This window comes from Shewanella aegiceratis (assembly GCF_019457495.1).
Classification (GTDB): domain Bacteria; phylum Pseudomonadota; class Gammaproteobacteria; order Enterobacterales; family Shewanellaceae; genus Shewanella; species Shewanella loihica.
In genome coordinates this window covers 3,616,903-3,636,420 of sequence record NZ_CP080416.1, presented here as the reverse complement: position 1 = coordinate 3,636,420, position 19,518 = coordinate 3,616,903, and the positions used below count along the sequence as shown (strand labels likewise).

Annotated in this window: 16 protein-coding genes; 7 read left to right on the top strand and 9 right to left on the bottom strand. The window is 56.5% G+C overall.

Annotated features, from left to right (window positions below; translation table 11 throughout):
* Window positions 1-3: 3 nt before the first annotated feature.
* Window positions 4-990 (top strand): zinc metalloprotease, encoded by a 987-nt coding sequence (locus tag K0H80_RS15885; protein WP_220072218.1) that lies wholly within the window; start codon window positions 4-6, stop codon window positions 988-990.
* Between the two features lie 19 nt (window positions 991-1,009).
* Complete coding sequence (locus tag K0H80_RS15880; RefSeq protein WP_220072217.1) at window positions 1,010-1,384, top strand: hypothetical protein; 375 nt, start codon at window positions 1,010-1,012, stop codon at window positions 1,382-1,384.
* Window positions 1,385-1,413: 29 nt separating this feature from the next.
* Here K0H80_RS15880 and K0H80_RS15875 read toward each other — a convergent pair whose 3' ends face one another.
* The 4 genes from K0H80_RS15875 to K0H80_RS15860 are packed head-to-tail and all read right to left on the bottom strand — an operon-like array spanning window position 1,414 to window position 4,991.
* Complete coding sequence (locus K0H80_RS15875; RefSeq protein ID WP_220072216.1) at window positions 1,414-2,175, bottom strand: sulfite exporter TauE/SafE family protein; 762 nt, start codon at window positions 2,173-2,175, stop codon at window positions 1,414-1,416.
* A 43-nt stretch (window positions 2,176-2,218) separates the two neighbouring features.
* Entirely contained in the window at window positions 2,219-2,773 is a 555-nt protein-coding gene (locus K0H80_RS15870; RefSeq protein WP_220072215.1) for a DUF924 family protein, read from the bottom strand.
* Window positions 2,774-2,825: 52 nt separating this feature from the next.
* The gene (locus K0H80_RS15865; protein WP_220072214.1) at window positions 2,826-4,394 is read right to left on the bottom strand and encodes a PH domain-containing protein; all 1,569 of its coding nucleotides are present in this window, start codon (window positions 4,392-4,394) and stop codon (window positions 2,826-2,828) included.
* 3 nt (window positions 4,395-4,397) lie between these two features.
* Complete coding sequence (locus tag K0H80_RS15860) at window positions 4,398-4,991, bottom strand: PH domain-containing protein (protein WP_220072213.1); 594 nt, start codon at window positions 4,989-4,991, stop codon at window positions 4,398-4,400.
* A gap of 111 nt (window positions 4,992-5,102) precedes the next feature.
* Here K0H80_RS15860 and K0H80_RS15855 point away from each other — a divergent pair, with 111 nt between their 5' ends.
* Window positions 5,103-5,417: a winged helix-turn-helix domain-containing protein gene (locus K0H80_RS15855; RefSeq protein WP_011866886.1), complete on the top strand. Its 315-nt coding sequence runs from the start codon at window positions 5,103-5,105 to the stop codon at window positions 5,415-5,417.
* Window positions 5,418-5,471: 54 nt separating this feature from the next.
* Here K0H80_RS15855 and K0H80_RS15850 read toward each other — a convergent pair whose 3' ends face one another.
* Entirely contained in the window at window positions 5,472-5,795 is a 324-nt protein-coding gene (locus K0H80_RS15850) for a DUF2956 domain-containing protein (RefSeq protein ID WP_220072212.1), read from the bottom strand.
* Window positions 5,796-5,982: 187 nt separating this feature from the next.
* On the opposite strand from K0H80_RS15850, the gene K0H80_RS15845 reads away from it, so the two are divergent.
* A complete protein-coding gene (locus K0H80_RS15845) occupies window positions 5,983-7,293 on the top strand; it encodes a short-chain fatty acid transporter (protein ID WP_220072211.1) in 1,311 nt (436 codons plus the stop codon).
* Window positions 7,294-7,402: 109 nt separating this feature from the next.
* On the top strand, window positions 7,403-9,268 hold the full coding sequence (locus K0H80_RS15840) for an ABC transporter transmembrane domain-containing protein (RefSeq protein WP_220072210.1): 1,866 nt from the start codon (window positions 7,403-7,405) through the stop codon (window positions 9,266-9,268).
* 63 nt (window positions 9,269-9,331) lie between these two features.
* On the opposite strand, the gene K0H80_RS15835 is transcribed toward K0H80_RS15840, so the two are convergent.
* A complete protein-coding gene (locus K0H80_RS15835) occupies window positions 9,332-10,309 on the bottom strand; it encodes a DUF4382 domain-containing protein (protein WP_220072209.1) in 978 nt (325 codons plus the stop codon).
* A 342-nt stretch (window positions 10,310-10,651) separates the two neighbouring features.
* Between K0H80_RS15835 and K0H80_RS15830 the strand changes: the two genes are divergently transcribed.
* Entirely contained in the window at window positions 10,652-11,164 is a 513-nt protein-coding gene (locus K0H80_RS15830) for a lipocalin family protein (protein ID WP_220072208.1), read from the top strand.
* A 149-nt stretch (window positions 11,165-11,313) separates the two neighbouring features.
* Here the strand turns inward: K0H80_RS15830 and K0H80_RS15825 are convergent, their stop codons facing one another.
* From K0H80_RS15825 to K0H80_RS15815, 3 genes are all read right to left on the bottom strand, one after another.
* Window positions 11,314-12,909: an AMP-binding protein gene (locus tag K0H80_RS15825; RefSeq protein WP_220072207.1), complete on the bottom strand. Its 1,596-nt coding sequence runs from the start codon at window positions 12,907-12,909 to the stop codon at window positions 11,314-11,316.
* Between the two features lie 316 nt (window positions 12,910-13,225).
* Window positions 13,226-14,668: a cytochrome c oxidase accessory protein CcoG gene (ccoG, locus tag K0H80_RS15820; protein ID WP_220072206.1), complete on the bottom strand. Its 1,443-nt coding sequence runs from the start codon at window positions 14,666-14,668 to the stop codon at window positions 13,226-13,228.
* Between the two features lie 180 nt (window positions 14,669-14,848).
* Window positions 14,849-16,297 (bottom strand): sigma-54 interaction domain-containing protein, encoded by a 1,449-nt coding sequence (locus tag K0H80_RS15815; RefSeq protein WP_220072205.1) that lies wholly within the window; start codon window positions 16,295-16,297, stop codon window positions 14,849-14,851.
* 612 nt (window positions 16,298-16,909) lie between these two features.
* Between K0H80_RS15815 and K0H80_RS15810 the strand changes: the two genes are divergently transcribed.
* Window positions 16,910-19,486: a TonB-dependent receptor plug domain-containing protein gene (locus K0H80_RS15810; RefSeq protein ID WP_220072204.1), complete on the top strand. Its 2,577-nt coding sequence runs from the start codon at window positions 16,910-16,912 to the stop codon at window positions 19,484-19,486.
* Window positions 19,487-19,518 lie beyond the last annotated feature (32 nt).

The following is a 19,518-nucleotide window of genomic DNA, read 5'->3' as shown; positions in this document are numbered from 1 at the left end:
CCCATGAGAAAAAGCGTAATTGGAGTATCTGGCTTGCTGCTGATGTCGGCAAGCGCCCTGGCCTTCGCGGGTCAAGCTCTTGCTGGTCAAGAGCTGGCTAAGACGAGTTCGACCCCGGCCTTCGACCATGCCAACAGTAATGCCGCCTTCCTGCGCTGCGGCACCCGTACCCCCTCGGATCTCGAGGTGAAGATGTTGAATGAACACCTCAAGGCCCTGAAGAAGCCGAGCGGTGTGGGTAATGGCAACGGCGGCGGTGGCGGCGGTGGTGGCGATGGCGGCACAGGCGGTAACTACACGGCCGTGGGTTATAATATTCCCGTCTATGTCCACCTGATCCTGAGCAGTAGCGGCGACGGCGATGTGTCAGGTCTGGTTGCGGAGCAGATGAATGTACTTAATGATGCCTTCGCCGGTGCAGGTGGCGGCAGCGGCTTCGATACCAAGTTCAGCTTCACCTTGATGGGGACAACAAAAACAGAAAACGATGCCTGGTACACCGCGGGGCCGGGCACCAGCGCCGAGCGTGCGATGAAACAATCCCTTCGCCAAGGCGGCGCCGATACCCTCAACATCTATGTCTCTAATCCTGGTGGTGGCCTGCTGGGCTGGGCGACCTTCCCCACGGACTATGCCAGCAATCCTAGCGACGATGGCGTGGTGATCCTCAATCAATCGCTGCCGGGCGGCGCGGCTTCGCCCTATAACGAAGGCGATACCGCGACCCATGAGGTCGGCCATTGGCTAGGTCTGTATCATACCTTCCAGGGTGGCTGTAATGGCGGTGACCAGGTTTCCGATACCCCGGCCGAGCGTTCGGCGGCCTATGGTTGTCCGTCGGGGCGTGACACCTGCCGACGTGACAGTGGGGACGACCCCATCTACAACTTCATGGACTACACAGACGATAGCTGCATGGTCGAGTTCACCCAGGGCCAGTCTGAGCGCGCCGATACCTTAAGCGGTGCCTATCGCTGGCCGTCCAACTAGTCTCATGGAAAATTCACTATTGAAACAGGGCCTATGGTGTCTCGCCATAGGCCTTTGTTTGTGGGGGAGTCCTTGCCCGGCGGAGCGACTGCGCGCCCCCGACTTCGTGCCCTGTGGCCGTGACCAGCTGACCTCATGGCAGGGAGAAGTCTTTAACTATCACAGGAGCGAGACCCAGATAGCCTTTGGTATTCGCACCGTCGACGGTAGCCTGGAGCGCCTGGATATCGCCTACGCGCTTGAGCAGATGCGGCTAAATGGTGGATTGTTTACCCTACCAGACTGGAAACGGCTGGAGGTCTCTCCCGGCGTGCTCAAACCCTCGGTGCGGGTGAGGGTATGGCGCTGCGATAAAGCCGGCGCCATCAGCTTCATGATCGACTGGCTGGAGTGATCCAGCAAGAGCCCTTAATCGCTAAGCTCTTAGTCGCTAAGCATAGCGGCGACGCTGCCACAGAGTGTCATCAGAAACAGAAACCACTTGAGTACCTTGGGGCTCACCTTGATTGCCAGCTTGACCGCCAGATGGGCGCCCAGCATGGTGCCTGCTGCTAGGATGAGCCCAGGCAGCCAGAGGATCAGATCTTCCTTGATGAAGATCAGCAGGGAGGCCAGGGTGAAGAACAGGGTACAGAACACCTTGAGGGCGTTGGCCCTCACCAGATCATATCTCAGGCTACCCGCCAGGGCCGCCAGTAAGACGAAGCCTACCCCCGCCTGCACGAAACCGCCATAGATCCCGGCCAGAGTCAGCCAGAACCAGGAGCTGGGCGTGTCCTTGACCCGGTTGACCGGCGTGCCCAGCTCGGGCGCTATGATGGCAGGACGCACTAAGATGATGAGCGCCATTAGCAGCATGGTGCCCAGCAGCAGGGGTTTAATCAGTGTGCTGGGGGCGTAGGCGGCCAGGCCCGCGCCTATAAAGCCGCCGAGTATAGTGGGCAGCAGTATCGGCCCCTTGTCCTGGGTATCTAACTTGCCATGCTTGTGAAAGCCTAACAGGGCGGTGATCGATTGCACAGTGACCCCGACCCGGTTGGTAGCGTTGGCAACCTCGGCGGGCATGCCCATCACCATGAGTGCGGGCAGGGTGAGGTTGGAGCCACCGCCGGCCAGGGTATTGATTATGCCAGCCAGAAAGCCGGTGACGACCAGTAACAGGCCGTGGGTGAGGGTGATCTCCATGGGTACTCCTTACGCCCGAATGGGGAATGACTCGCCGGATAAGTTAGAAACTTGAGCCAGGCTCGGCGAGAAACGCCAGCTCCTCTTGGGTGGACTCGCGCCCCAAGATAGCATTGCGATGGGGATAGCGTCCAAAGCGGTCGATAATTTCCTTGTGGCGCAGCTCAAACGCCAGGTTGTTTTCGGCGCCCTCACGATTAAACAGGATCAGGGCTACCTCGTGAATCGCCTGCGACTCGCTGTGCATGTAGGGCATATAGAGAAAGGGTACCTGTTTAGGTTGCAGCGCCTTGTCGATGCCAGCGGCCACGGCTTCCTGGGCCAGGGTTAGCGCCATGGGATCGGCGGCGAAGGCTTCTGGCGTATCCCGGTAGATGTTACGGCTAAATTGGTCCAGCACGATAATCTCGGCCAGACGCCCCTGGGGTGTGGTGCGCCAGTGATAGAGTTCGCCCTGTTTGGCCTGGGTGAGCAGCTCGCCGAAGCGGGCTTGAATCGTCCTGTCGAAGGCGAGGTCTTTGACAAACCAAGCTTTAGGTTCAATCTCCTCGAACCAGAAGCGAATGATCTCATCTGGCGTGTGGGCTATCCTGTTCATCTCTGCTCCTTCTTTCCTGCCTTATAGCCAGTTATGTTATATCCAGCTTTAGCTATATCCAGTTTTTCGGATCTTCTCTGGTCAAACTTAACGCGGTTTCGGCAATCAATCTAGCCTCTTCGAGGGGAATATAGGGGATCACCAGGGGGCCTGATGCCAGGCCTAAGTGCAAGGTGGCCAAGGCGTTACGCCGTTGCCCCGGCGTCTGTGAGATACAGACATCCTGGGTCTTACTCAGGGGGACCAGTTGCCAGGTCTGCCCCAGCACACCTGTGTGGATCCAGCAGTCATCCCCCTCCAGGCAGTAGCCCCATTGACGATAGTTGAGATAGAGGCCAACAAGCGCCACCAGGGTGAAGCCCGCGACCAGTTCGGTAAAGGGGTTGAGGCCAAGGATGAGGGTCATCACCACGGGAAGCAGTGCCAGCGGGATGGCGCGGCGCCAAAGCCAGCCGCTGTTTATCCCCTGATAACTGGCGGGCAGGGTGTTGGCCTTGGCCGCCAGGCTATCGAATCGGCCGAAGGCATTTGGGATATCTTCACGGCGCATGCTGGGGATCAGCAGGTGGCGCTTGGCGAACTGCTCCACTTCATTGCCTTTTACCTGCTCGAAATGTACCGTCCAGCGCCCGATAAGCCTGCCGATGACGGGCTGCTCGAATCTAACCATCTGCACCCTGTGCAGGCGCAGCGCATCTTGCTGTTTTGCCAGTATGCCGCCAGTTCGATGAAGCGTGCCCTGACGCAGGCTGAGGCGATAGGGGTAATACTTGAGCACGGCCGAGGCGATGGAGATAAGCGCAAGCAGCAGGTAGAGGAGCAGCAGCGCGGCCACTACCGCCAGGATCTGATAGATAAGTCCTGTGGCGATATTGGCCTGATACCAGTGCCAGGCGCCTTGCACCATGCTGGTTTGCCCAAGGGACTCCCAGTCGACCTGGCCTATGATGGAGCCGGATATTATCGAGAGCCAGATGAGGTTGTTCTGATAGAAGCCGAAGATCAGCAGATCCTTAAGATCTTTGGCCACCACCAGGCCTTCGCCCTGACGCCAGGATTGCGCAATCGCCCGATTGGCCGCCATGCCCGCCTGCTGCGGCTCACTGGCAGGCGACGGCGTCTCGCCATCGGGATAGATAGTCTCTGTACCTTGCAGTTGGGACTGGGAAGCAAACAGGTGTTTCTTGAGCTGCATGGCCTGGCGATAGTTGACAGCGGCCAGCACTGCCTCATCCTGCTTGGAGCCGGCCGTCTCCACCACCAGGCTGTAGAGGCCGAGTGGTCGGAAGTAGAGGGGCTGCTCCAGTCGCACATTTTGGATCTTGTTCAGCGGGATCTCCTGGGCGCGTTTAAACACCAGTCCCTGGCGGATCCCTAGCTTGGCGTCGCTGAGTCGATAGCGATACTTGGCCCATTGCAGGCTGGCGTAGGTCAGGGTGACCAGGACCAGCCCCGCGGCGACCAGCAGTAGCCAGGGGGAGTTAAATCCCCGCTGCCAGCCGGTGTAGACCAAGGGGATCAGCGCGTAACCATTGGTCAGCAGCTGACGCAGGCTGCCGACGCTAAAGCTGACGATCGACCAGGGAGACAGGCTCGCCCACTGGGCGAAGCGTGTGCTCATGGGTTAATCCTCGCGCCCGTCGGGGGCTTGATTCTGTGGTGCCTGTTTTTGGGAGGCCTGTTTCTGGGAGGCTTTGGCCAGCAGATGCTTACGCAGTGGCTCGGCCGTGTCGTCCCCCAGGCCTGGCAGGCTGATCTCGGCGCTGCCGCTACCTGCGCTGAAGCACTTGAGGGTGTGCTGATGAAAATAGCGCTCCAGTGGTCCCTGAGACAGGCTGACATGTTGTAGGCGGGTATAGGGCAGGGCGATTTTCTTATGCCAAATCAATCCCTTCTGCATGATGAACTCGTGATCGAATACGCCGTAGGCGATAGAGAGGGCGTAGCGATAGCGGCAATAGCTGATGATGCCAGCCAGGATAAGCAGGCCCGTCACCAGGGCGATGATCAGGCTGCCCGGCAGGTTGAGCAGGATTGCGGCCAGGGGCGCTATGATCAGCAGCGGCGTGAAGATCAGCAGGTTCTCTATCTGCACCTGATGCAGATAGGCCTGTTCCAGTGGTGTCAGTGGCACTTCATCTATGGCGAGCCAGTCTGGCTGCTCCAGCCGACGCCTGGCCTGCATTGATGCCGAAGTTTGAGGAGTCACATCTTCCATTTGTTATCCTGCGAAAGTTGGCTATTGGCTGACTATAACATCTTTCCTTTGGTTGTCAGCCATTTGCACCTGTTTGTGATGCTTGTTTTATGTTACAAGATAATAAAAACCATGTTGAGAGAGGATGCCTTGAGCGCCGAGTTATCTAAGCAAAAAATCGCTTTCCTGAGAAAGCTCTATCTGGCCCATCTGATCGATAGTGAGCAGCATAACCTGTTGTCGCTGAACAAGGCCACCAGCATGCCGAGGCGCACCCTGCAAGATGCCATTGCCGCCATGGGCGATATAGGTATCGGCTGCACCTTCGTGCAAGATGGTGAGCGCCACAATGCCGGGTATTATCGCCTCAGCGACTGGGGGCCTATCGACAAGGCCTGGGTGGCTAATAACATCGAAACCATCACCCAATCGTTGAAGCAGGACTGATCGCTGCAGCTAGATTGATCGCTGAGGCCAGATTAATATCATAGGCCTAATGACTTAGTGATTCAGTAGGTAGAGGCCGATGAAGCCAAGCCAACTCAGGGCTAGCAGTAGCCAGGGCAGCTTGCTGGCTTTTGGCGCGGCCTGGAATCCGTCGTCCATTGGCTCTATGGATTGACGCTGCTTCTCCTTGAGGACCTGCTTGCGCTGCTTGTCCCTGTCTCTGGCCTTGCTCTTCTGGCGCTTCTTGTATTCGGCAATCCCCTTTTCTATCCCTAGGGCGATAAGCTTGGTCTGCTCCTTGGTTTGCCCGGGTTTCTGGGTGGCCTTGGCAATTTTCATCGCCTCATCTTTGGTTTCGTTGGAGATCTGCTGCGCCATAAGGTCTTAAGCTGGTGAGTGTTGGCCTCACTATAACATGAGTCGTGCCATAGGGTGACACAGGCTTGGCCTCTGGTACGGCCTCTGCCCCTATACCATAGTATGAGTATGATTTTGTTAAGATATCGCTTAACCTGTCTGTGGCAAATTCAATCAATAATAATACCCTGCTATCAAGGACAAGATCATGCTTAATAAGGCCGCAAAACCTCTGGTCAAGTTGGTCGACCGCTATCTGCCCGACCCCTATATTTTCGTGCTACTCCTCACCCTGCTGGTGTTTATCGCCGCCATGACGGTGGAACAGCAGAGCCCGCTGCAACTGGTGACCTACTGGGGCCAAGGCTTCTGGGCACTGCTCAGTTTCTCGATGCAGATGTTGCTGGTGCTGGTGGCCGGTTACATGCTGGCCAGCTCGCCGCCCATTAAACGCCTGCTAGATAGTATCGCCGCCCTGGCCAAGAGTGCGCCCCAGGCGATCATACTAGTGACTCTGGTGTCGCTGCTCGCCAGCTGGATCAACTGGGGCTTCGGCCTGGTGGTCGGCGCCCTGTTTGCCAAGGCGCTGGCGCGTCAGGTGAAGGTGGATTATCGCCTGCTGGTGGCCAGTGCCTATTCGGGCTTCGTGGTCTGGCATGGCGGCCTCGCCGGTTCCATCCCCCTGACCATAGCCACCAAGGGGCATTTCGCCGAGGACAAGATAGGCATCATAGCCACAGACAATACCATTTTCGCCGGCTTTAACCTGGCGCTGGTGGCTGTTCTGTTCGTGCTGATCCCCCTGGTTAACCGCTTCATGTTGCCAAGCGATGATGAGAGCATCTATGTCGACAGGGACAAGCTAGCTGAGCCCGAGGTCGAGACCGAGGCGATCACCCGCCCGGCGGATTATCTGGAAAATAGCCGCCTGCTGGCCTGGGCCGTGGGTGGGGCAGGCTTGGTTTACCTGGGACAATACTTCTTCGCTGCCGGCGGTAAGCTCAACCTGAATATCGTCAACTACCTGTTTCTGTTTCTCGCCATCATCCTGCATCAGACGCCTCGCAGCCTGTTGACCAGCCTGAATGAGGCGATCAAGGGCGGCGCCGGCATAGTGATCCAGTTCCCCTTCTATGCGGGGATCATGGCGCTCATGGTGCAGTCGGGTCTGGCTCAGAGTATTTCGTCGGGGTTCGTGGCCATCGCCAGCGCCGACAGCCTGCCGTTCTGGAGCTTCATCAGCGCCGGTATCGTCAACATCTTCGTTCCGTCCGGTGGTGGCCAGTGGGCGGTGCAGGCACCTATCATGTTGCCCGCCGCCGAGGCCTTAGGCGCCGATGTGGCAAGGGTCGCCATGGCGGTGGCCTGGGGCGACGCCTGGACCAATCTGATCCAGCCCTTCTGGGCCCTGCCCGTGCTGGCGATCGCCGGGCTCAAGGCGCGGGATATCATGGGCTTCTGCCTGATGCAGCTGATCATCACTGGCATAGTGATCAGTATCGGCCTGACCTGGTTCTAGTCAGATCCCCACCGATTAATCTCCGCAAACAAACAAAACCCGCTTTTCCCGGCGGGTTTTGTTATTCTGTTAGCCAAGCCTGATACCGCTGCCGAAAAGGAATGCCAGCTTGTCTCAACCTCTCTCACCGACTGCCTCTCATGACGCAGCTTCCAGCCCTAAGCAGTCCGCACCGCAACCTAAGCGACCAGGAGCGAAGAAAGCCGTTTTGCCCTGGATAGGCGGCTTCCTGCGTCCCTATCGCGGCAAGGTGATCGCCGCCATAGTGTTTCTGTTTATCGGCTCGCTGGCCTGGCTGTCCCTGGGCCAGGGGGTGCGCCTCATGGTGGATGAGGGCTTCCTGCGGGAGAACGGTGAGCGGCTCAATGAGATCATCCTGCTGGTGATTGGCATCACCGCCCTGAGCAGCTCCGCCATCTTCTGCCGCTTCTATCTGATGACCTGGCTTGGGGAGCGAGTGAGCGCCGATATTCGCCTCAAGGTCTATGACCATCTGCTCAAGCTGTCACCCGGTTTTTACGCCAGGCTGCGCACCGGCGAGGTGATCTCCCGCTTCACCGCTGACGCCATCCTGCTGCAATCTGTGGTGGGCTCCAGCCTCTCCATGGCGCTGCGGGCCAGCGTTACCGTGGTGGGCGGCCTGGTGATGATGGCGATCACCAGCCTTAAACTCACCGCCCTGGTGCTATTGGCCGTGCCTCTGGTGCTGGGGCCTATCTTCTTCTTTGGCCGTAAGGTGCGCGAGCTGTCGCGTAAAAGCCAAGACAGGGTCGGGGATCTGGGGGCCTATGTGGATGAGTCGCTGCACGAGATCCACACTGTGCAGGCCTATTGCCATGAAGACCGCGACAGACAGCTGTTTTCCGAGCGGGTCGAGGCCGTGATGGAGGCGGCTAGGGGCCGCATCAAGTATCGCGCCATCCTCATCTCCCTGGTGATGTTTCTCAGCATACTCGCCATCGCGTTAATTACCTGGGTGGGCGCCAAGGATGTGATGAGCGAGGCGATCACTCCGGGCGAGCTCTCCGCCTTCATGTTCTATGCCGTGATGGTGGCGGGCGCCGTGGCGACCATCAGCGAGGTGATTGGCGAGATCCAGCGCGCCGCCGGTGCGACGGAGCGGCTTATCGAGCTGGTGGAGACGCCTATCGATATTCCTCTGGCGCCAAAACCAGTCAGCTTACCAGCAAAGGTGCGCGGCGAGTTGAGCCTAGAGCAGGTGCGTTTCAGCTATCCTGTTCAGGCCAGTGCCGATAGTGCTGAGGAGATGGCGGCGCAGGCTGGCGTCGAGGTGATCCGTGGCCTGAGCCTGCATATCTCTCCCGGCGAGCGGGTGGCTCTGGTGGGGGCGAGTGGTGCCGGCAAGAGTACCCTGTTTGAGCTGTTGCAGCGCTTCTATCCTCTGGATAGCGGGGTGATCGCCCTGGACGGTATCGACATCGCCAGCCTGCGACCACAGGATCTGCGCCAGCAATATGCCCTGGTGCCCCAGGAGTCGGTGATCTTCGCCACTAGCGTGCTGGAAAATGTGCGTTACGGTCGCCCAGGTGCCAGTCTGGAGGAGGTGCAGGCTGCCTGCGTCGCCGCCCGCGCCGATGAATTTATTGCTGATTTTAGCGAGGGCTATCAGACCTATCTGGGTGAGCGCGGCGTGCGTCTATCCGGCGGCCAGAAGCAGCGTATCGCCATCGCACGGGCGATATTGGCCGATAGGCCGGTATTGCTGCTGGATGAGGCCACCAGTGCCCTGGATGCGGTCAGCGAGCAGAAGGTGAAGCAGGCGCTGGATGTACTGATGCAGGGGCGCACCACACTGATCATCGCCCATCGCCTGGCAACCGTGCTCAATGCCGACCGTATACTGGTGATGGATAAGGGGGAGCTGATCGCCAGCGGTACCCATGGCGAGCTGATGCAGAGCAACAGCCTCTACCGCGAGTTTGCCAGCCTGCAGCTACTCTCAGAAGAGGCCTAAAGGATAAGAGAGTGAGATAAGGGCAGACTGGCTTAATCTGCCCTTTTTAACTTCTAAAATGAGCTAGCCTCTATGGCCGCCGTGGCCACCACCGCACTGATGGCGGGTTTCTCTTCCGCCATCTTCGACAGCGATCTCACCGCCATCCTCAAACAGCTTAAATGCGCCCTGAGTCATATCGTTTTGGGCTGGGTCATCAAGGTGGCCGAGGCAGGTGTAGCCAACTCGGTAGTTGCCGGCAGGCAGATAGCCCATGGCAAAGAACCAGTTACCATTGATGTCTTGGCGTATGGGGGAGATGGCCACCGGCGAGAAGAGGCCGTCGTCGCGGCTCTGTGCTATATCGCCCATCTGCGCCAGGCTGGTCACCTCGCTCGGGTAGAGATAGGCCATGTGATAGAACTGGCCGCCCTCGGGGGCGCTCGCTGCGTATTGCGTCTCACAATCGGCGATCCATTGAGGGTCCATCTCGCCGAATATATGCCCCATGGTGTCATCGTCGATGGAGTAGATGCCGTGATGGTTGAGTTGATATTGGCCATCGGAAAGGTGCATGGCCTGATAGAGATTGATCTCCATGGTCAGGTTAAGGTGCTGATGTTCGCCCAGGGTGAAGTTTGCCATGGGGAGGCGGCCATCTTGTATCATCAGCGGGTGCTGGCCCTGGCCGTTTTCGATGAGGCAGCCCTGGGCCTGATCGCCATTAACCAGGGTGAAGTGTACGTCGTGATATTGGCCTGCAGGGAGTTCAAGGCCATCGATCACCCTATGGCTGTCCATGCCTTGGTAGTCCAGCAGGTTAAACCTGTGCTGGGCCATATCCTGAGTGTGCAGCTGACCATGAGCATCTGTCATCACCAGTTTATCGAGCACCAGCTCGACCCGGCTGACCTGACTCATTGGCGAATCGGACAGGGCGATACTCACTGTACCTGTGGCGAGTGGCTCTGGTGGACTGGAGTCATCGGAGCCGCAGCCGCTGAGCATAAGGCCAACGAGGGTGAAGGGTAAAAAAGCTAAGGGTAGAGTTAAGGGTCGCATCTTGAGTAAACCTTTTAATGAGTTTTTTCTAATGGTTTTATTCATTCTAAGGAGTACTTGCACAAAATGTAGGGAATTGCTGGTTAAAATTTGTACTCTGTGAGTGGGCTAACGCTTAGAACGTTTGGGTCTTTATACCCAAAATAAAGTGCGATAGGGAGGCGGGCTTTATCACAGGAGAGCTTTATTACATGAGAGCATTATTACAGGAGAGCTTAAGTGCTTGTGAACCTAAGGCGAGATCCCTGCGTATTGATTTAACGAATTGGTTTAACGAATTGGTTTAACGAATTGGTTTAACGAATTGATTTTCCAATACACCTCAATGAGTGGAGTATCGCGATGAGATGGCCAGTTACCTTTTGTCTTGTTTGTCTGTTAACCCTGCTAACGGCCTGCACCAGCGCGCCCAAGGGAATAGCGCCGATAGAGGGATTCGAACTCTCCAGATACCTGGGCACCTGGCATGAAATCGCCCGGCTCGATCACAGCTTCGAGCGCGGCCTGAGCCAGGTGACCGCCGAGTATCAACTGCGGGGCGATGGCGGCGTGAGTGTGACCAATCGCGGCTTCGATGTGCAATCACAAAGCTGGAAGAGCGCCGAGGGCAAGGCCTATTTTGTTGAGTCGTCCGATATTGGCCATCTCAAGGTCTCCTTCTTCGGTCCCTTCTATGGCGCCTATGTGATCTACCGCCTGGATGCGGATTATCAGTACGCCTTCATCACCAGCTATAACCGCGACTATCTCTGGCTGCTGGCGCGCTCGCCCGAGGTGGATGAGTCGGTAAGACAAGCCTTTATCACCCAGGCCGAGAAGCTGGGGTTCGATACCCAGGCGCTTATTTGGCAGTAATAGATAGCTGGGAGCAATAGAAAGCTGGGAGCGATAGATAGGGCGCTTAAATCAAGATCTAGGAATGGGAATGATGAGTTGAATAAAAAAGGGCGCCCGAGTAGGCGCCCTTTTTATGGCTTTCGGCTCAAAGTCGCAGCATTAGCAGATTACTTTCTCAACTCACGCCGCAGTATCTTACCCACGGTTGACTTGGGCAGGGCAGGCATGAACTCGATTATCTTGGGGAGCTTGTAGGCGGCTAACTGAGCGCGGCAATGTTCGAGCAGGGCCTGCTTGGTGTCATCGTTTGCCAGCTCAGGTTCTCGCAGCACTATGGCGGCCTTGACCGCCTCGCCGCTACGGCTGTCGTCGACGCCAATTACGGCGCATTCCAGCACGCTCTCATGAGCGGCCAGCACATCTTCCACCTCGTTAGGATAGACGTTGAAGCCGGAGACGATGATCATATCCTTCTTGCGATCCACTATCTTGTGCATGCCATCTTCAGTGGCCAGGGCGATATCCCCGGTCTTGAAGAAACCATCGCTGGTCATCACCTTGGCGGTCTCCTCGGGCTTCTGCCAGTAGCCGCTCATCACCTGTGGTCCCTTGACCGCCAGCTCGCCTATCTCACCCAGAGCCACCTCTTGCTCGTTGGCGTCGAGGATCTTCACCTGAGTATCGATCACCGGGCGACCTATGGTGCCAAGACACTCGAGCCCCGGCGCGTTAAGGGAGACCACGGGCGAGGTTTCCGACAGGCCATAACCTTCGGAGATGGTGCAGCCCGTAGTAGATTGCCAGATGCTGGCCGCGGCTTGGGTGAGCGCCGTGCCACCTGAGATGGTGATCTTGAGGTGACTAAAGTCGAGCGCCTGAAAGGACTGCTGATGGCACAGACCGACAAACAGGGTGTTGAGGCCGGCAAAGCCGGTGAAGGGATGCTGGGACATGGTCTTAATAAGCGCGCTGATGTCTCTCGGGTTGGGGATGAGTACGCTGCATCCGCCCTGCTCGAAGTAGACGAAATTCACCATGAAGGCATAGATATGGTAGATGGGCAGGGGCGCGATAAAGATCTCCTCGCCCTCGACAAACTTGCTGGCCAGGCGCGACTGCACCTGCAGCATGTTGGCCAGCAGGTTGCTGTGACTCAGCATGGCTCCCTTGGAGAGGCCCGTGGTGCCGCCCGTGTATTGCAGCGCCGCCAGGCTCTGCTGCGCGACCTCTACCGGGCGGTACTCGGCCTGGCTGCCCAGGGCCAATACCTGGTTAAAACCTATGTGAGCGAGCTGGCTGTCGGCCTCTGCTTGGGGGGCTATCAGATCCAGCGGGTGGGTAGAAATGACCGTCTCTATCTGGGTCTCTGGGATCACGGCTTCCAGGGTTGGCAGCAGATCGCTTAGCACCACCAAGGCCTTGGCATCCGAGTCTCTGTATTGGTGGATCAGTTCTCGCTGGGTATACAAGGGGTTGGTGTTGACCAGTATCATGCCGGCCCTGAGCGCGCCATAGGCGGCGATAACAAACTGGGTGATGTTGGGCAGCTGGATGGCGACCTTATCGCCCACCACAAGTTGAGTGTGTTGCTGCAGGTAGGCGGCAAAGTAGCGGGAGTCGCGTTCTATATCGGCAAAACTGCTGGCCTTGCCCAGACACACATAGGCTGTCTTGTCGCCATAGCGCTTGGCGGCCGTTTCGATCAGATCGATCAGTGATGCATATTTTTGCAGATCTACATGGGCATGTGAGTCATAGGCCATGGACGCGTCTCCTTTGCTTATTATTGTCGGTATTCTTGGGCGCAGCTAAAAATCAAACAGGTGTTTAGACTGTGCTAAAACGCGTCTAAGGTCAACCTCTGTCGGCCTAAAATAAAACAATTGTTTAACGCTTATCTGTCTGTTTAATATCGCTATTTTTATAGTGTGACAAAACCACTCTGGTCTGACCTGATGGAGCCGTTATTATCGGGTATTGGGAGAGGGATTAAGAGTGAGGCGTGAAAGCGATTGGGTAAACATGCATATAAGTGTTGGCCCCGGTGGCCAGTAACACCACCGAGGCAGACTCGCACCCTTAGAAGGCGCTCAGGCTAAAGAAGGGGCTGGCCTGAGAGACCTTCTCCTTGGGGTTACTCAGGTTGGTGACCGTAAAGGCGATGGTCTGCTTCTGCAGCTTGGCGCCGACAAAGTCAGCCTGTTTCTGCTCGAAAACCGTTACCGGATAGCTCAGCTGCTCACCGGCCTTGATCAGCACCTGCTGTGAGGTCTCCTTGGCGAAGCCGTGGTTGCCTGTGTCATGGAGGCTGATAAGGTACTGGTGATCCTCCTGGGTCTTGTTGCGGATCTTCAGGGTGTAGCTGTTTTCGATGCGGCCGTCACCCACCTCGCGGTAGAGGCTCTGGCGGTCGCGGATAACGTTGAGATCTATGCTCTGGTGGCGATAAAGATCCAGGGCGAACACGCTGAGCATGATGATCACCGCGATGCCATAGCCGACAAATTTGAAGGAGGTAAAGCGTTTCACTTCCTTCTTCTGCAGCTCGTTCTCACTGGCGTAGCGGATCAAGCCCTTGTCATAGCCGAACTTATCCATGGTCTGGTCGCAGGCATCGACGCAGGCGCCACAGTTGATGCACTCATATTGCAGGCCGTTACGAATATCTATCCCCGTGGGGCAGACATCGACACACAGATTACAGTCGACACAGTCGCCGAGATCGGTAGCCTGTTTGCGTTTTCGCGGGCCGCGAGACTCGCCGCGGGCGGCGTCATAGGAGACGGTCTGGGTATTGGCGTCGAACATGGCCGACTGGAAGCGGGCGTAGGGGCAGCAGTGCAGACACATCTGCTCGCGCATCCAGCCCGCGTTGAGGTAGGTACACAGGGCGAAGAACCAGACCCAGGCGGTAACCCAGAAACTGGCGCTTAGGGTAAAGATCTGCGGATAGAGCTCGCTGGCCGGGATGAAGTAGGCGATGAAACCACAGCCGGTGATCAGCCCCGCGAGTCCCCAGGCCAGATGCTTGGCGCCGCGTTTAAGCACCTTCTCAAGACTCCAGGGAGCCTTATCCAGGGCGTGACGCTTGTTGCTGTTGCCCTCTATCTGCCGCTCTATCCAGACGAAGGCGAAGCTCCAGCTGGTCTGAGGGCAGAGGTAGCCACACCAGACCCGTCCCCAGAAGACGGTGACGAAGAAGAGGGCGAAGGCGGCGATGATAAATAGCCAGGCCAGCAGGGTGAAATCCTGCGGCCACAGGGTCAGGTTGAAGAAGTGAAACTCCTGGCGCTCCACATCCAAGAGGATCGCCTGGCGTCCCTGATAAGGGATGAAGGGCAACAGGAAGAAGAAGAGGATCAGCAGGCTGTTGAGGCCGGTGCGCAGACGCTGAAAGCGCCCCTTCTGTTCTTTTATGTGTATCTTACCGCGCTGCACCGGCAGGTTGGTCACGGGGATGGCCTGGCCCAGGGCGGCCTTGGTGGCGATTGGGTTCTCTGTACTGCTGAGATCTTGACTCATTGGCTTTCCAAACTCTTGCTAGGGGAATTGCCGACAGCCAATGCAAGTTGGGAACCAAGTTTTGTCGTTTAATAAGTGTTTGAAACTATGTGGGTTTAATTAAATTGACCTATATATGATTAGCGATATATCGTGCTTTGGCGAAATATCGCTAATTTGTATGCGATCACTCAAGATACTTTAGGCCGGACGCTTGATCCCCAGCTTGAGCATGCGAGATCTTAGGGTGCTGGCGGGCAGCCCGAGCAGGTTGGCGGCGCCGTTGGGGCCCGAGATACGCCAGTTGAGCCGCTTCAGGGTGCGGCGGATATGGTTGGCCTCGACCTGCTGCAGGGTCTGAAACTCCCCCTTGTCCTGAGGTAGCGGCTCGGCCTGTAGCGCCGGGATCTGCAGGATCTGACCGTGACAGAGAATGGTTTGACGCTCGATAACGTTCTGCAGCTCACGCACGTTACCGGGCCAGTGATAGGCCATCAGGTGCTGCATGCCTTGCTTGCTGACCCCTTTGATCTTCTTGCCCAGCTTATGGTTTAAGTTGAGCAGGATATCGCTGACCAGTAGTGGAATATCTTGCAGCCGCTCCCTCAGGGGCGGCACATGCAGGGGGAAGACATTGAGGCGATAGTAGAGATCCATGCGGAACAGCCCCTGTTCTACTCGCTTAAGCAGATCGTGATGGGTGGCGGTCACCAGGCGGATATCCACCTTGATGGGAGTGCTGCTGCCCACTCGCTCGAACTCCTGCTCCTGGATCACCCTGAGCAGCTTAGACTGGGCCTCGAGGGAAAGCTCGGCCACCTCGTCGAGAAATAGCGTGCCCTGATGGGCCAGCTCGAATCGCCCCTTGCGGCGGCTGGTGGCGCCGGTGAAGGCGCCCTTTTCGTGGCCGAAGAGCTCGCTCTCTAATAGGGTGGGGGAGAAGGCGGCACAGTTGACGCTCACCAGGGGCTGATCGCTGCGATCGCTGAGCGCATGTATGTTGCGGGCCACCAACTCCTTACCTGTGCCGTTCTCGCCGTTGATCAGCACGGTACTGCTGGTGTTGGCCACCAGTTTTATCTGCTGGATAAGCGACTGTATCGTCTCGCTCTCTCCCGAGATATTGACCTCCTGACGATGGCTGGCCAGCTCGGTGAGCAGGTAGTCATTCTCGTTGGCCAGCTTCTCCGACAGGGCCTGTACCTGCTTGAGCGCCTCCCTGAGGGAGGCTTCTGTCTGCTTCTGAATGCTAATATCGCGAAATATCGCGACCACGCCGATAAGGCGGTCGTTCTTGTAGACGGGGGTCGAGGTGTAGTGTACCGGGAAGCTGCTGCCATCCTTGCGCCAGAAGAGATCATGGCTGATCTCCCGGGCGATGCCGTCGTGCAGCGTGTTGTAGATGGGGCACTCTTCCTGGGGATAGGGGCTGCCATCGGCGTGGCTGTGGTGGTGACAGTCGTGGATGTTCTTACCCAGCAGCTCCTCGGCCTTCCAGCCCGTCATCCGCTCGGCGGCAGGGTTGATAAAGACGGCGTTGCCATCGAGGTCGAAGCCGTAGATCCCTTCGCCTACCGCGTTGAGCAGCAGTTTGTTCTCGGGTAGAAAGTCCACATGGGCATCATCGACCCTTGGATGTTTACAAGCCATGTTCGCCGCTCCTTGCTGGCAATGATTGTCGTGCTATCTCACTCTGAATATGAGGTCCGTATGCTAGGCGTGGAGAGTCATTCTCGAACAGTGACTCTTAGTAAGTCTTTAGAAAAGTCACTCACTAAATGTCGCTCAGCCTTTAAATTAGCATTTAAACTAACCTCTCACTTAGCCCCTATATTAGCCCGTTTTCTTGAATGGCGTCATCAAGCCTTTCCACGATATTTCGCTAATCTATCTTAGCTGCTCTGGCACTAATGCTAGAGCGCCTGTTTAGCAGACCACTTTGCTATCTCCTTAGAGGTAGATGTTAATCGTCGGTTAACATTTTTCGCATCTTTTGAATATCTGCTTTAATCGAAACTGTTTGAGCTTTAATGATTAATCTTTTTGGGGTTTTATCGTGAATGCCACGTATTTGTTCGATTTTTAGTCTGCTGGTGTCTTCTGCTCTCGTCTAAATTAGACCAATTAGTATTAGCAATTATTTTTTGTTTGTTATAAAAGTGTAAATGAAATGTATTCATTTCGCTCTGGGGTATGCCTGTGGTGGTTCGTGTGAGAAAGACGCGAATGATGGCGAAATATAAAAAAAACTATGCGGGAAAAATGATGACAACACATAAAAATAAAGGTTTCGGCGTGAGTGCGCTGAGTTTTGCCATCTCTTTGGCATTGACAGGGTCGTTAGCGAGTACACAGGCATTTGCCGATGATCAGCAGGCAGAAGCGTCTCAGAATATTGAAAAAATTGCCGTGGTGGGAACACGTTCTGCGCCACGCTCTATCGGCGATTCGCCGGTACCTATCGATATCATTAGCAGCGATGATCTGAAGAAGAATGGTTCTACCGACATGATCGACATGCTGGTCACCACTGTGCCTTCTTTCAACTCTCGTGCACAGCCCATCAGTGATGCGGCAACCCTGATCCGTCCGGTCAACCTACGTGGTCTGCCGTCAGACAGCACCCTGGTATTGGTCAACGGCAAACGTCGTCACCGCGCCTCGGTGATCGCCTTCCAGGGCGGTGGCATCAACGATGGTGCTCAGGGCCCGGATATCTCGGTCATTCCGAGTGCGGCGCTAAAACAAGTAGAGGTGCTACGTGACGGTGCGGCGGCGCAATATGGTTCAGACGCCATCGCAGGTGTGATGAACTTTGTACTCAAAGATGATGCCGAAGGTGGCTCTATCACGGTCGGCCAAGGCGAATACTATGAGGGCGACGGTGCCACTACCACTATCGATGCCAACGTGGGACTCCCTCTGTCAGACGCTGGGTTTGTGAACCTCAGCCTGCAATACAAGAATGCCGATGCGACCAGCCGCAGCATGCAGCGTCCGGATGCGGCCAACCTGATTGAGCAGGGCAATACCTTCGTCCAAGACCCAGCCCAGGTATGGGGTAACCCTGAGATAAAGGATGACTACAGCTTCTTCCTTAACTCTGGCTACGACATCAACGACAATGCGCGCCTATATGCCTTTGGTAACCTCTCTTCGCGCGATGTGGTCGGTGGTTTCTACTATCGTAACCCTCACAATCGCGGCAACGTCTACTCGTTAGATGGCGGTGAAACCCTGTTGGTGGGTGCGGTCAATGGCGATCCTTCGACCTGTGCCGTGGTGCCGATTCCTAAGAATGCAGATGGTAGCGACGGTAACGTGCTCGAGACCGATGCCTACAAGGCGATGCTGGCCGATCCTAACTGTTTCGCCATGAACCAGCTGCGTCCTGGCGGTTATACGCCGCAGTTTGCCGGTACTGTGGAAGACACCTCTTTCTTCGCCGGTGTTAAAGGCGAGCTAGGTGCCTGGAACTATGATTTCAGCGCCGGTATGGGTAACAACAAGTCGACCTTCAGCCTGAAGAACTCGCTTAACCCGTCACTGGGCTTAGACACACCCACCGATTTTGAAACCGGTGCCTATGAGCAGGCCGAGACCACGGTTAACCTGGACTTCTCGCGCATGCTCACCCTGGGTAGCGTCGAAGATATCAGCTTCGCCACAGGTTTCGAATGGCGTGAAGAGTCGTTCGAGATCACTCAGGGCGAAGAAGCCTCTTGGATTGCTGGCCCATACGCCGACCAGGGCTTCAACATCGGCTCTCACGGCTTCAAGGGGTTCGGCCCAGAGTCTGCTGGCAAGAACTCACGTAACAACATAGGCGTCTATGCCGACATGGAAGCCTATCTGGGTGAGCGCTGGTTGCTTGGCGCCGCGCTGCGTTACGAGGACTTCTCTACCTTCGGTGACACCCTGAACTACAAGCTGACCGCTCAGTTTACGGCTACCGACGATCTCTCTTTCCGCGCGTCACACAGCACAGGTTTCCGTGCGCCGACCGTGGGTCAGGAGAACGTGGTTAACACTCAGACCTCTATCGTTAACGGTGACCTGATCCAGACCTTTATCGCGCCGCCAACCGATCCGCTGTCGGCCTTCTATGGCGGTAAGGTGCTTAAGCCTGAAGAATCTGTTAGCTACGCCCTCGGCGCCGTGTTCGAGCATGAAAACCTCTTCGTGACTCTGGATTACTACAACATCGAGGTGACAGGCCGCATCGCGCAGTCGAGCCAGATTGAGGTCGAGGCGAAAGACTATGACGCGCTGCGCGCCGCCGGTGTCGAGTTCCCAGAGCTTATTTCTGCGGTGACTTACTACACCAACGACTTCGATACTACGACTCAGGGTATCGATCTGGTGGCGTCATACGACACTCAGCTATTGTCGGGCGATACCAAGTTCAGCCTGGCCTATGGCTGGACTGATACCAGCGTCGACAAGTACAACCCAAATACTACAGATGAGGGTAAGGTGCGTCGTCTAGAAGATGGTATTCCGGCTCACCGTGCGACTCTGACCTGGGCACAGTCTTGGGACAGATTCAGCATGTCGCTGCGTGGTAACTACTTTGGTGAGTACTATGCGACTCACGCCGACGATACCTCGGATTGGGGCTCAGAGATGGCCGATTCTGCGGTGACCGTGGATCTGGAGCTAAGCTATCAGTTCCTCGATAGCCTGACTGTCTCTATCGGTGCCAACAACCTGTTCGACCAGGAAGCGCAGAAGCTGAAAGACGGTACCCGTGGTGAGCTAGGTGCGATCTACTATGAGAGCGGCCCGTTCGATTACAACGGTGGCTACTACTATGGTCGCGTGAACTACCGCTTCTAATCTCGGCGTCCTAGGCGTTAGCGATTAAAATC